This window comes from Pseudomonas sp. TNT3 (assembly GCF_010095445.2).
GTDB lineage: Bacteria > Pseudomonadota > Gammaproteobacteria > Pseudomonadales > Pseudomonadaceae > Aquipseudomonas.
Genome location: NZ_WFGV02000065.1, coordinates 17,318 through 30,476, shown reverse-complemented (window position 1 = coordinate 30,476; position 13,159 = coordinate 17,318). Strand labels below are relative to the sequence as shown.

The window sequence follows — 13,159 nt, the reverse complement described above, 5'->3', positions numbered from 1 at the left end:
GGCTTTCTCGACGTGGCCTGCGATGCGCAGGTGCGAGCGTGCCTCGTCGCAGCCGCCGACCGTGCCGGCTGGCGTCGCAGCAGCCTGCAATTGAGTGAATTCGAAGCAGCGTTTGCCGCCGGCCTGACGGTGATCAATGTTGAAAACTGGGCCGCGTTCGGACACCTCACCGGCCAGGGCCTGATCGGGGCGGATGTCGAGATGCGCCTGTTGGCCGCCAGCCGCACCAGCGCTGCCGAACTGGCTGCAGCCGAGCAGATACGCACGCGCTTCAGCCAGCAGGTGGATGCCGCACTGGAGCAATTTGAAGTGTTGCTGTTGCCGACGATGCCAAGCCTGCCCCCCACGCTGATCGAAGCCCGCAGCGCAAGCAAAGCCGTGGCCGGCATGACCCCGCTGGTTCGACCTTTCAACCTCAGTGGCCATCCGGCGCTGACGGTGCCGGTGGAACTCGATGGCGGCGGGTTGAAAGTCGGCCTGCAAATCGTCGGACGAAAAGGCCAGGACGAACAGGTCTGCGCCTTCGGTGCGCAGCTGCAACACAGCATGGCCGGCGAACGTCCAGCCTCCCAAAAATCATAAAAACAAGCCATGAGGAGAACCACATGAGCACTCATGAATATCGGCTGATCGCCTCGTCGAAAAGCCCGGACGACCTGGTCCAGCATGACCGCGTCGACGTCTCGCTGTACAACGATCCCGCACTGTTCGAGGCCGAGCTGGAGAAGATTTTCTACCGCACCTGGGTGTGGGTCGCCCACGAAAGCGAAGTGCGCAACAGCGGCGACTTCAAGACCGCCACCATCGGCCGTCGTCCGGTGATTGTGGTACGGGACAAGAAGAACACCATCAATGTGCTGGAAAACCGTTGCCGCCACCGTGGCGCCACCGTGTGCGAAAAGCACAAAGGCAATGCCACCGGTTTCACTTGCCCGTACCACAGCTGGTCCTATGGCCTGGACGGCAAGCTGCGTGCGCTGCCGTATCCGGATGGCTATGAAGGCATTCTGGAAAAGTCCGAGCTGCCACTGACCAGCCTGCGCGTGGAAAGCTACGCCGGCATGGTGTTCGCCAGCTACAACGACGAGATCGAACCGCTGGAAGACTTCCTGGGCGGTGCCAAACACTGGATGGACCTGTTCATGAAGCAGGGCGCCGGTTACCCGATCAAGACCCAGGGCGAACACAAGTTCAGCTTCAAGGGCAACTGGAAGATCCAGCTGGAAAACACCACTGACGGTTACCACTTCCCGATCGTGCACAAGTCGTTCATGTCGTCGGTGGATGAAGAAACCTCGGAAATGCTCTCGTTCATGACCGATGAACAGGCAGTGACCCATTCCCTGGGCAACGGCCACAGCGTGATGGTGATGGTGCCGGAGCACGTGGATCTGGATCACGACGACGGTACTGAACAACTGCAGGAGCGTTTCGCCCACGTTACCGAAGAGCTGTCGAAAACCATGCCGGCGGATCAGGTGCGTCGCATCGTGCGCTCGCTGCACGGCGCGGGTTTCAACCTGAACCTGTTCCCGAACGTGGCGATGTCGATGTCGTTCTTCCGCGTGCTGCGTCCGGTGTCGGTCACCGAAACCGAGATCCGTCACGTGGCCCTCGGCATGGACGGCGGCCCGCAAATCGCCAACCGCGAGCGCATGCGCATTCACGAACACTTCCAGGGTCCGTTCGGTTTTGGCAGCCCCGACGATGCCGAAGCCTGGGATCGCGTGCAGCGCGGCTCGTATGCCGGCGTCGACGCGCCAATCCTGGTCAACCGCGGCCTGAATCGCGAAACCACCGCTGAAAATGGCGACAAGGTCAGCCACGCCACCGACGAAGGCGGCATGCGCGGTGCCTACGACATGTGGAAAAGGATGATGAGCCAATGAGCAATCACGACACCCTGAACGGTTTTTCCGGCCCGTTGGCCCAGGCCATCGAATTCATCTGGCGCGAAGCCGAACTGCTCGACCGCAAGCACTACGCCGAGTGGGCGACCTTGTGGAGCGACAGCGGCCTTTACATCGTGCCGATCGACCCGGAGACCGAAGACTTCGAGGCAACGCTCAACTATGCCTACGACGATGCGCGCATGCGTGACCTGCGCATCGAACGCCTGACCGCCGGCTACTCGCCGTCGGCCGTGGACGCGGCGAAGACCATCCGCAGTGTCTCGCGCTTCCGTATGGTGGAAGCGGCGGGCGACCTTGTTGAGGTCAACTCCGCGCAGCTGCTGTACGCCTACAAACGCGGCGTGCACACGCCGTTCGTGGCGGATTTGAACCACCGCATCCGCTTCACCCATGGCGTGCCGACCCTGGAACGCAAAGTCGTGCGGCTGATCAATTCCACCGACAGCCTGAGCGCGCTCGGCTTCCTTCTGTGAGGGCACCATCATGAGTCGAGTAGCCCTCGTAACAGGTGCTTCACGCGGACTGGGCGAGTGCATCGCCCGACGTCTGCACGCGGCAGGTTATCGCGTCGGTCTGGCCGATGTGCGCCTCGACGGTGTGCAGCGTCTGGCTGCCGAACTGGATAGCAGCGGCGCGAGTGCCGTCGCCATCGAACTGGATGTGCGCAACAAGGCCGATTTCGTCCGGGCCCGTGACCTGCTCACCGAGCGTTGGGGCGGTACAAACATCCTGGTGAACAACGCCGGTGTTTCGAAGGTGGCGGCGCTGATGGACATCACGCCCGAAGAGTTCGATGAGTCGATGGCGATCAACCTGCGCGGCACTTTCGTGGCGTGCCAGGTGTTCGGCGCGCATTTTGCCGAGCGTGGGTTTGGGCGCATCGTCAACATCGCCTCGCTGGCCGGGCAGAACGGCGGCACCGCCACCGGCGCGCATTACGCGGCAGCCAAGGGCGGTGTGGCGACGCTGACCAAGGTGTTTGCCCGTGAACTGGCGGCACAAGGCGTGACGGTCAACAGCCTCTCGCCGGGTCCGCTGGATTTGCCGGTGGTGCGTGAAAGCGTGGCGCCTGAGCGTCTGGAACAGATTCTGAAAATGATCCCGGCGGGCACCCTCGGTGATCCTGGGTTCATCGCCGACAGCGTGTTGCTGCTGATCGCTGACAACGCCACCTCCGTGACCGGCGCGTGCTGGGACGTCAATGGCGGGTTGTTCATGCGCTGAACATGAATTTTGACCACGCCACAAACCCTGTAGCAGCTGCCGAGCCTGCGAGGCTGCGTCCGGCTGCGAAGCAGTCGTCAACCAGGACAATGCGGTTTTTCAGGAAGACTGTGCATACCGGATTACGACTGCTTCGCAGCCGGACGCAGCCTCGCAGGCTCGGCAGCTGCTACAGGGACCGTGGGGGGGTTAGCAAGGCCGTGGTGGTTAGCGGGTTTTTCATTCACAAAAACAACCATATTTCAGGTGACTCAATGATGAAAGTGAAGATCGAAAGGATCGTCGACGAAGCGCTGGATATCCGTTCCTTTCGCCTCGTGCGCAGTGACGGCCAGCCGCTCGACACTTATGAACCGGGCGCCCATGTCGACCTGACCGGGCCGACGGGGGTGACGCGCCAGTATTCGCTATGCAGCCCGCCACAGGATCGCCGTGCGTACCTGGTGGCGGTCAAGAAAGAGGCACAATCGCGTGGCGGTTCGCTGGCGCTGCACGAAAACGTGCAAGAGGGCATGGAGCTGGAAATGGGCGCGCCGCGCAGCCTGTTTCATCTCGACCCGAGTGCCACCGAGCACGTGCTGTTCGCGGCCGGGATCGGTGTCACGCCGCTGTTGAGCATGGCCTACCGATTGACGGAAAGCGGTCAGCCGTATCGCCTGCATTACTTTGCTCGTTCGCCGGAGTACGCCGCTTTTACCGAGCTGTTGGCCAGTACGTTCGCCAATCATGTGCAGTTTCACTACGGCGTCGAACCGGCTGATCTGGACGCCGCGTTAAGTGAGTGCCTGAACCAGGCGGGTAGCGCCGCCCACGTCTACACCTGCGGCCCGGCGCCGTTCATGAACAAAGTGGTGGAAGTGGCGGCTCGCAGCCGCGGCGATGACGCCATTCACCTCGAACACTTTGCCGCCGATCCGGCCGCCAATGCCGGCCCCAGCGGCGGTTTTGAAGTCGAACTGTCCAGTTCCGGCGTGGTGCTTCAGGTGCCCGCCAACACCAGCCTGGTCGATGTGCTGCAGGCCCATGGCTGCGACATTGATACCGAGTGTCGCGAAGGTATTTGCGGCACGTGCATCGTCGAGGTGCTGGACGGCGTACCCGAGCACCGCGACAACTGTTTGTCGAACAAGGAAAAGGCGTCCAACAAGCAGATCTGCGCCTGTGTTTCCCGCGCTGTTTCCGCTCGTCTGGTATTGGACCTGTAATTGCATTGAACACTGGCAAGCGTAAGCCTGAGCCGGAAGAATAGCGCTCCGGCGGCCGTCGAGGGAGGAGACAGCCAGGTAAGACTATTTGCCGAACCGCTCGACGAAGCGGTCGAAAAATAACAATAAATACGCGTGAGGCTTTGCAGTGATGATGACTTCTTCGGCGGTTCGCAACGAGGCGTTCGAACATTGGTTAAGCCAGGTCAACCAGGCGTGTGGGCGCTTCGATGCCCGCGCGCTGGACACGGATTTCTACGGTGAACTGGCGGAGTTTCGCAGTGGTGCGATCAACCTCAGTGTTGTCGATATGGCGCACGTGCACCTGTATCGCACCAGCAAGGACGTCAGTGTCAGCAGCGATGGTCATTACTACGCGGTGTTCCAGATGCGCGGCAGTTCGCAGCTGGAGCAGGGCGGCAACCGCGCTCAGTTGGGGTGTGGCGACATCGCCCTGATCGACGCCTGCCGCCCAAGCGACATGACCTACAACGACGACTCCCGGCAGTTGTCATTGATCCTGCCACGCCAGGTGGTCGAACGTGGTTCGCACCTCAAAGCGCTCAACTGCGCCACCCGTATCTCGGCCAGCACACCGCTGGCGGCGATGGCCAACAAGCTGGTACTGGAAACCCGGCAGCAGGAAGGCCTGGACATGCAGGAAAGCGAGGCGGTCCTCGATGCGCTGGTCAGCCTGTTGTTGCCGGGGATCAGTGCTCACGACAGTGGTGGGGACGCCCATGAACGGCAGTTCCGCAAGATCATCGCTTACATCGACGAACACATCAGCACCGAAGAACTGTGCCCCGAACTGATCGCGCGCGAGGTGGGAATATCGGTGCGCGGTTTGTACCGGATGTTCTCCAAGCGCGGCCTGGTGGTGGCGCAATACATCAAGCACCGCCGCCTGGATTTCTGCGCGGAAAACCTGCGCCGCTCCCGCGATGAACAGAAGCTGTCGGCGCTGTGTTACGCCTGGGGTTTTTCTGATTCCAGCTACTTCTCTTCAGCGTTCAAGTCACGCTTTGGCGTGTCACCCGGCGCGTATCGCAAGCGGTATAGCCAGAACTGACCACACATCCTCTGTAGGCGCTAGCCTGCTGGCGATGGCGGAGTGTCAGGCGGCATTGATTTTGGATGTGATGGCCTCATCGCTAGCAGGCTAGCTCCCACATTGGAATGGGGTAACACTGATTCTGTGTACATCCCCGATCTCTCGTGGGAGCTAGCCTGCTAGCGATGGCGGCGTCATGGTCGCCGCCAATCATTAGTGCCGAACAGGCTCATCAGCCGGCAGATGCAGCACTTCTCTCACCAGCATGGCGATGCTGGTCACGCCCATTTTTTCCTTGATCTTGGTCCGGTGAACATCAACGGTTTTCACGCTGATGTTCAGTTCCCTGGCGATGACTTTGCTGGCCTTGCCATCCACTACCAGCATCAACACTTCGCGTTCCCTGCTGGTCAGCAGCGCCAGTTTGCCTTGCATGTGCTGACGTTGCTGTTGATCGGCCTGGGCGTGCACGGCGACCTTCAGCGCGGCCTGGATGCGGTCGATCATCTGCTGCGGGTTATAGGGCTTTTCGACGAAGTCCAGCGCGCCGTTCTTCATGGCGGTCACTGACATCGGAATATCGCCATGGGCGGACACGAAGATGGTCGGCAGGGTGCTGCCGCGCTGGTTGAGGATTTCCTGCAGTTGGAAGCCGCTGGTCTCGGGCATGCGCACGTCCAGCACCAGGCACGCGGGCTGTTTGGGGTCGTATTGGCTGAGGAACTCTTCAGCGCCGGCAAAGCATTGCGCTTGCACGCTCACCGACTCCAGCAACCACGCCAGTGAGGTGCGCAGGTCTTTGTCGTCATCAACGATGTAAACAATCGGTTTGCGGTTTTCCATCAGGGACTGCCACGAGAATTTCTAATTATTGTTTTCGCACGCGAGCACGCTGCGGCGGACATCAGCTCTCATCGGAGCCAGTCTGCAGAATACCCACTGCGAAGGGCTGTGACGATAAAGAAACCACCTAGTCGACTAGCGGAAAGCCAACCTCGTCATGGGGATCGTCAGGATAGTTGTGCACACCGTCGGGCTTTAGTCTTGTTCCATCACCTACGGGCCGCGAACGGGCGGTCCTCCTGAAGGAAGGGGCATCGACATGGCCGACCTGAGCCAGCAGCAAATCGACTTTCGCAACGCCATGGCGCAGTTGCCTGCCGCGGTGAACATCATCACCACCAACGGCCCCGGCGGACGCTGCGGCATCACCGCCAGCGCGGTGTGCTCGGTGACCGATTCGCCGCCGACCGTGTTGGTGTGCGTGAACCGTGGCAGCGCGACCCACGATGTATTTCGCGCGAACGGGCGCCTGTGCATCAACGTCCTGTGCGGCGAGCAGGAAGAGCTGGCCCGGCACTTTGCCGGGATGACTAAAGTGTCGATGGAGGAGCGGTTTACCTGGGATTTGTGGGACGGCGGTGAAACGGGTGTGCCGGTGCTGCGAGATGCGCTGGTGCAGCTGGAAGGGCGGATCAGCGAGTGCAAGGAAGTGGGGTCGCATTCGGTGATGTTTGTGGAGTTGTCGAAGGTGGGCATGCGCGGGGAAGGGGATAGCCTGGTGTATTTCAATCGGCTGTTTCACCGATTGGAGCATGCGGCTGCGGCCTGCTGAATCCACACCGATCCATGATTCAATGCCGCCACACCACCGCACCACCACCGACCCGCTCTATGTAGCAGCTGGCGAAGCCTGCGTTCGAGTGCGCAGCAGTCGTAAAACCTGAGCACGCGGTTCACCTGAAACACCGCGTTGTCTGGTTTGGCGACTGCTTCGCACTCGAACGCAGGCTTCGCCAGCTGCTACATAGAGCGGGTCGGCGGCGAGATGAATAGATGTTTCGTCGTGGGCAAAAGGGGTGTTTTGCAGTGCGTGTTTAATTGCGTTTAAGGATACGTCCTGAAAGCTACGCCAGCTTGCGTAACGACCTACGACTACGCCAGAATCCGCCGGCTTGTGCGCCTTGGGCGCCCTCGGTAACTTGATTCGCGTCACTGCCATCAGTGATCGGGTTTCGCAGCCTGGGTCAACTCTAGATGCACAACGTCTACCGTCCGAGAGCAGATCATTTTCAGGTCTGTTGTCGTTGTCATGGCGGCTGTGCGTGGGAGGTCTTCGGGCCTGCCGGGTTCCTAGAGTCCTGGTCTGCGAACCCGCGTACAGTTGCCACCTTTTTTCGTTTCGCAGCGAATGTTGGCAGCTCCATTACTCTAGGAGTTCACCATGTTCAAAGTCACACCCAATCCGCCAGACACCGACCCAACCGTCAACCGCCCCTCAATCGCCGACATCAAAGCCACTCCTCGCACACTTCCCTCCATGTTCATCGTCAACCCCGAGCTGGACGTCGGAACCCTCCTGGCTCACGCCTGCGAATCGCTGGCCTCGGCCAATGTCATGACCATCGACCTGGCCGATCATCTGGAAGGACCGAGCCGCAACTCCCTGCTCGGCATCGCGCAAGTCATCATGCTGGGCGAACTGGCGGTAAACCGTGCGCTGGATCGATTCGAACCGCCCGAAGACTTGAATACCTGAACGCACCCTCACGGCACAAACCCCGTAGCAGCTGGCGAAGCTGCATCCTTGTGGTGAGGGGATTTATCCCCGTTGGGTTGCGAAGCAACCCCAATCAGGACGACCAGGTGAATCAAGCATTCTGCGTGCGCTGGTTTCGCGGCGACTACGTCGCCGAACGGGGCGGTGCGACGTTCGATAAATCCCCTCGCCACAAGGACGCAGCTTCGCCAGCTGCTACAGGGGGGCATAGTGCGCCACTGATGTGAAGGGCTTGCTTAGAACGTCGTGGCGAAAATCACCTGGCTGTAGAGGTTCTTGTCGTTGTTGCCTAACTGCGTACCGCCCTGATCGGCGCTCTTGTCCGGCTGGAACAGGCCGATCAGCGGCATCACGCTAAGATTTTCATTGACGTGCCATTCGGCGTACAGGTCGGCTTCGTGGCCATCGGCGTTGCCCAGGTTGCGATCGATGGTGTCGAAGTTGAAATACATCGCACCCACCGTCAGGTTCTCCAGTGGCGAGACGCTGAACTTGACCTGCTGGATGCGCGCGTTGCTGTTGAACGGACCGGCATAGTTGCCCGCCACTTCACCCTGGAACCAGGTGCCGAAACCACGGCTGAAACCATAGAACAACGTGTCGTAGCCTTCCGAAAAGCGGCTGTAGCGGTAGCTGACATAGGGCGACCAGGCCACGTCGGAAAAGGTCCAGCCGGCTTCCAGGTACCAGGCGTCCTCAGTGGACGTGTGAGGCTTGTCCTGTTTGGCGTATTCACCGGAGAGGAACAGGTCCTTGACGCCGGCGTTGCCGGTGGCGCGCAGGCTGTAGGTCTTCATGCCGTCGCGTTCGAGTTGAATCGGCGAGGCGTACTGCTCGTCGACGTCGGTGGTGTCGATGTAGGTCAAGCCGACGGTGCCGACGTCGGACACGTGTTCCAGTGTGCCCACATACATCTGCGTCATGGCCTGGGCGCGGTTGTTGGATTTCAACCACATCAGGTCGCCACGCCAGCCTTCCTTGCCACCGATGCGCAACACGGCGGTCTCATCGAATGCCTTGCGCGCGGCCAGCCAGTAGGCGCCGCCACGGTTGAACTCACCGTCGGCCAGGCCCTTGCCCATGTTCAATGCGTCGCCATCAATCAGGAAACCGTCACCGACCACGATGTTCTGGCGGCCGAAGGACAGGTCGATACCGTCGTCCCCCAACACCGGGAACAGGTCTTTCGAACGCCAGCCCAGGTAAGCGTCTTCGAATTTTGTGGTGCGTTCCGAACCATCGCTGAAACCTGCGGCATCGCCGTCGCCCCAGGTGCCGGAGCTGAGCAGGTTCGCGGCGCCATACGCGGTACCTGCGCCAGCCAGACCCTTGTCAAAACTCAAACCGTATTTGAGATAGCCCTCGCGCCATGACGATGAGCCCTGGTCGAGACGGCCCGACAGCGCATAGTTTTCCTGGCTGTGGAAAATGCCGAAAACCGCTTCCAGGGTGGCGTTCAGGTGGGTGTCGTCGTCGGCGTACAGTTCATAGGCGCCGGCGTGACTGGCGCTGATCATCAGCGCGAGCGTCGAGAGGCGAAGCAAGGGGGACTTGAGCATCGTGTGGCATCCGTTCTTGTTCTTGAGCGCAGGGTTGCGGTCTCTTTCGATACTACGGCCGTGAACTTTTCCGCCCTTTTGTGTGGTTGCCAAAGAGTTGGTTGTGCTTGCCAAAATGCCCGGTTTGGCAGCCTCGCCAATACGACTGGCACGCAGGGAAAATCCTGCGCATCGATGACCATCGACAATCCGTACCAACCCAGCCGATGCCTCCCGCACCGGCCTTATCAGTGTTGGTGTTCGTCGCCTGACGAGCACGCGGATTTCAAGGTCGTTTTCTTATGTTCACCTCGCTGCGATTGCCTCTTTTCGGTCTGCTTTCAATCACCCTGGCCAGCGCCGCGTTCGCCGCAGACTGCACGCCGGACCAGGGCCACGGCGCCCAGGTGTTCGCCAATGAATGCGCGGTCTGCCACTCGGTGACCCAGGGCGCGACGGGCATGATGGGGCCGAATCTGGCGGGCGTGGTCGGGCGCAAATCCGGTTCGCTGGCAGGCTTCAACTATTCCCAGGCCATGCGCAACAAAGACATCAACTGGCAAGCCGAGAACATCGCGCAACTCATCACCCAACCCCAGGCATTCGTGCCGGGGACTTACATGCCTTACATGGGGCTGGCCTCGGCGGAAGACCGTCAGGCGGTCGTGTGTTTCCTCAAAGAACAACAGTAATCAGCCGGTTTTCCGGTTGAGCCACTCGACTGAGTCAAAGGTGATTTATGAGCAACGTTGAAATTCTGCCCCAGGTCGCTGCATTCCTTGAGCGTCGTCATGGCTGCTTTATCGATGGCCAATGGGTGTTTGGCGAAGGGCAAAGCATCGCCGTGGTCAACCCGGCGACCGGACAAACTTTGTGCGAAACCCTCGATGCGCCGCTGGAAATCGTCGAGCAAGCCGTGCAGTCCTCCCACAAGGCTTTCAAATCCGGCGTCTGGTCGGGTTTGCGCCCGGCCGACCGCGAACGCATCCTGCTGAACTTCACCCGTCTGGTAGAAGAACACGCCGAAGAATTGGCCCAGCTGGAAACCCTCAGCCAAGGCAAGTCGATCAACATGGCCCGCGCGCTGGATTTGAATGCCACGGTCGAGTTCATGCGCTACATGTCCGGTTGGGCGACCAAGATCGAAGGGCAGACCTTTGACGTGTCGATCCCGCTGCCACCCGGCGCCAAATTCACCGCCTTCACCAAACGTGAGCCGGTGGGTGTGGTGGTCGGGATCGTGCCGTGGAACTTCCCGCTGTTGATCGCCGCCTGGAAACTCATGCCGGCCCTGGCCACCGGTTGTACGGTGATTATCAAACCCGCGATGGAAACCCCGCTGACTGCCATGCGCCTGGCCGAACTGGCGCTGGAAGCAGGTATTCCAGCGGGCGTGTTCAACGTTGTGACCGGTGGCGGCGCCTCGGTGGGCGGCGTGCTGACGGCGCATCCGCTGGTGAGCAAAGTCTCCTTCACCGGCTCTACCGCTGTGGGCAAAAGTGTGGGGGTGGCATGCATGGCAAACATGACGCGCTTCGCCCTGGAGCTGGGCGGCAAGAATCCGATGATCGTGCTCGCCGATGCCGACATCGAAAAAGCCGTTCAGGGCGCGATCCTCGGCGGCCTGCTGAACAATGGCCAGGTCTGTGCGGCGGCTTCACGTTTTTACGTGCACCGCTCGATCCACGACCAGTTCGTCGAGGGTCTCGCGGCAGCGGTATCGGCCATGCCGATTGGCGCGGGCATGAATTGTAATGCGGCGATCAACCCGCTGGTGTCGCGCAAGCAGCAGCAAGGCGTGCTCAAACACATCGAACTGGCTCGACAGGAAGGGGCGCGGGTGGTGTCCGGGGGCGAATTGATTGAAGGCGATGGCTTCTACGTGCAGCCGACGATCCTCGCCGACATCGACCACAGCATGACCGTGGCGCGGGAAGAAGTGTTCGGCCCGGTGTTGGGCGTGATGCCGTTTGACGATGAAGACGCCGTCATCGCGCTGGCCAACGATAACCGCTACGGCCTCGCGGCGAGTTTGTGGACCAACGACCTGAGCAAAGCGATGAACCTGGTGCCACGCATCGAAGCCGGCACCGTGTGGGTCAACGCCCACGTCCTGCTCGACCCGGCGATGCCCTTTGGCGGGGTCAAGCAATCTGGCATGGGCCGCGAGTTCGGCCGTGCGGTGATCGAGGCGTACACCGAGCTGAAATCGGTGTGTATTGCCCATTGATCTGGCTGCCTGCGAGAGGCTGGTTTAGCGGCTGTGCATGAAGTTGTGGCGAGGCTAGTTCCCGTTGGGGCGTACGGCTCTGTGGGAGCAAAGCTTGCTCGCGATAACGGCGGAGCATTCAACAGGGAGGTGACCGACAACCTGCTATCGCGAGCAAGCTTTGCTCCTACAGAGCCGGGTGCAGAATGAACGCCTAGGCATCATTTCCCAAAACACTTAGTGTTCCTTTAGCGGGTGCATAAGCACCAAGGGCTGAGGTTCGTTAAGGGAGATCCATCATGCTTGCGCCAACAACGTCCGGCTTGGCTGTTTTGACTCAGTCAATTTTCAGTTCGCTCGGTGTCGGCGCCTATTCGGGAGGTTTTGCCTTGCCACCGTGTCGGCATGCGGTGGTGTGTCTAGTCGACGGACTGGGCGCTGACCTGCTGAGTCGTTTTGCCCACCGGGCGCCGTATCTCGGGTCGTTGTGGAACCGTGCGGAAGGGCAAGTGTTGCGCTCGGGCTTTCCGTCGACCACGGCTTCCAGCCTGGCTTCGCTGGCCACGGGGGAAGATAGCGGAGGCCATGGCATAGTCGGCGCGGCGTTCAATCTGGATGAGGACCAGTTCAATCCGTTGTCCTGGCAACTCTGCGAACCGGCTACGGGTTTGCTCCGTGGGCCAGCTGGCGAGGATGACGTCGTGTTGGGCCGTTCGGCCTGGTTGGAGGGCGTGGCGAGCGGTGTGTCGATCAACGCGTTTTTGCCTGCTGCCATTGCGGATTCGTCTTACACACGCAGGGTGTTCAATGGCGCGGACGTGATTCCGGTTCGTGGTACTGACCATTTGATTGAGTGTTTTCGGTCACTTCCCAAGCGCACTCAACCGCAGATGTCGTATGTGTATTTCAGTGAGCTCGATCATGTCGGGCATTTGCAGGGGCCGGGATCGGAACCTTGGCAGGCCGCGCTTCAAGACATTGACCGCCGAATTCAGCGTTTGCGCGAGTGCATTGATCAGGACACGGTACTCATCGTGACTGCTGACCATGGAATGACGACGCTGGATGAGGCCAGGGTGGTGGATTTCGATTTGAATTCCGGCCTGCAGAGGGGCGTGTCCAGTGTGTGTGCGGATATACGCGCCCGGCATGTTTATCTGCACACTGATAGGGCGGCTGAAGTGTTGATGCGGTGGCGCGATGTCCTGGGGGCACACTTCAGGGTGCACGCGCGAGAAGAAGCGGTTGCCCTCGGATTGTTTGGGCCGCAGGTGACGGAGTCGGCTTACAGGCGCATCGGCGATCTGGTGGTGATTGCGGGTGAGGGCGCAGGGTTGGTTCGATCCTTGCGGGAACCGTTTCAGACATCGTGGATCGGGCACCATGGGGCGCTGACGGATGCAGAGCAAGTTGTGCCATTGATCGTTTCGGCGGGGGGATAAGTCTTTGCGCGATA

At 60.5% G+C, this 13,159-nt stretch carries 13 protein-coding genes; 11 read left to right on the top strand and 2 right to left on the bottom strand.

Annotated features, from left to right (window positions below; genetic code table 11):
* The 6 genes from GBC55_RS26195 to feaR form a co-directional block, all read left to right on the top strand.
* A partial coding sequence (locus GBC55_RS26195) for an amidase family protein (RefSeq protein WP_247267011.1) occupies nt 1-582 on the top strand: 582 nt, incomplete at its 5' end.
* A gap of 23 nt (nt 583-605) precedes the next feature.
* Nucleotides 606-1,889: an aromatic ring-hydroxylating dioxygenase subunit alpha gene (locus tag GBC55_RS26190; protein WP_162440364.1), complete on the top strand. Its 1,284-nt coding sequence runs from the start codon at nt 606-608 to the stop codon at nt 1,887-1,889.
* On the top strand, nt 1,886-2,386 hold the full coding sequence (locus GBC55_RS26185; RefSeq protein ID WP_162440365.1) for an aromatic-ring-hydroxylating dioxygenase subunit beta: 501 nt from the start codon (nt 1,886-1,888) through the stop codon (nt 2,384-2,386). The genes GBC55_RS26190 and GBC55_RS26185 overlap by 4 nt, the downstream gene beginning before the upstream one ends.
* Before the next feature lie 10 nt (nt 2,387-2,396).
* Nucleotides 2,397-3,137, top strand: coding sequence for an SDR family oxidoreductase (locus GBC55_RS26180; RefSeq protein WP_162440366.1), 741 nt, complete (start codon nt 2,397-2,399; stop codon nt 3,135-3,137).
* 254 nt (nt 3,138-3,391) lie between these two features.
* Complete coding sequence (locus GBC55_RS26175) at nt 3,392-4,342, top strand: PDR/VanB family oxidoreductase (RefSeq protein ID WP_162440367.1); 951 nt, start codon at nt 3,392-3,394, stop codon at nt 4,340-4,342.
* A 151-nt stretch (nt 4,343-4,493) separates the two neighbouring features.
* Nucleotides 4,494-5,414: a transcriptional regulator FeaR gene (gene feaR, locus GBC55_RS26170; RefSeq protein ID WP_162440368.1), complete on the top strand. Its 921-nt coding sequence runs from the start codon at nt 4,494-4,496 to the stop codon at nt 5,412-5,414.
* A 195-nt stretch (nt 5,415-5,609) separates the two neighbouring features.
* Here feaR and GBC55_RS26165 read toward each other — a convergent pair whose 3' ends face one another.
* Nucleotides 5,610-6,239: a response regulator gene (locus tag GBC55_RS26165; protein ID WP_162440369.1), complete on the bottom strand. Its 630-nt coding sequence runs from the start codon at nt 6,237-6,239 to the stop codon at nt 5,610-5,612.
* Nucleotides 6,240-6,498: 259 nt separating this feature from the next.
* Between GBC55_RS26165 and hpaC the strand changes: the two genes are divergently transcribed.
* Both hpaC and GBC55_RS26155 read left to right on the top strand, forming a co-directional pair.
* Nucleotides 6,499-7,011, top strand: coding sequence for a 4-hydroxyphenylacetate 3-monooxygenase, reductase component (hpaC, locus tag GBC55_RS26160; RefSeq protein WP_162440370.1), 513 nt, complete (start codon nt 6,499-6,501; stop codon nt 7,009-7,011).
* A 609-nt stretch (nt 7,012-7,620) separates the two neighbouring features.
* Nucleotides 7,621-7,935, top strand: a complete 315-nt coding sequence (locus tag GBC55_RS26155) for a DUF6124 family protein (RefSeq protein ID WP_162440371.1) — start codon at nt 7,621-7,623, stop codon at nt 7,933-7,935.
* Between the two features lie 257 nt (nt 7,936-8,192).
* Here the strand turns inward: GBC55_RS26155 and GBC55_RS26150 are convergent, their stop codons facing one another.
* Nucleotides 8,193-9,515, bottom strand: coding sequence for a hypothetical protein (locus GBC55_RS26150; RefSeq protein ID WP_162440372.1), 1,323 nt, complete (start codon nt 9,513-9,515; stop codon nt 8,193-8,195).
* A gap of 281 nt (nt 9,516-9,796) precedes the next feature.
* Here GBC55_RS26150 and GBC55_RS26145 point away from each other — a divergent pair, with 281 nt between their 5' ends.
* The 3 genes from GBC55_RS26145 to GBC55_RS26135 all read left to right on the top strand — a co-directional run bounded on the left by GBC55_RS26145 (nt 9,797) and on the right by GBC55_RS26135 (nt 13,145).
* Complete coding sequence (locus GBC55_RS26145) at nt 9,797-10,186, top strand: c-type cytochrome (protein WP_162440373.1); 390 nt, start codon at nt 9,797-9,799, stop codon at nt 10,184-10,186.
* Nucleotides 10,187-10,233: 47 nt separating this feature from the next.
* Nucleotides 10,234-11,724, top strand: a complete 1,491-nt coding sequence (locus GBC55_RS26140) for an aldehyde dehydrogenase family protein (RefSeq protein ID WP_162440374.1) — start codon at nt 10,234-10,236, stop codon at nt 11,722-11,724.
* Nucleotides 11,725-12,002: 278 nt separating this feature from the next.
* Nucleotides 12,003-13,145 (top strand): nucleotide pyrophosphatase/phosphodiesterase family protein, encoded by a 1,143-nt coding sequence (locus tag GBC55_RS26135; protein WP_162440375.1) that lies wholly within the window; start codon nt 12,003-12,005, stop codon nt 13,143-13,145.
* Nucleotides 13,146-13,159 lie beyond the last annotated feature (14 nt).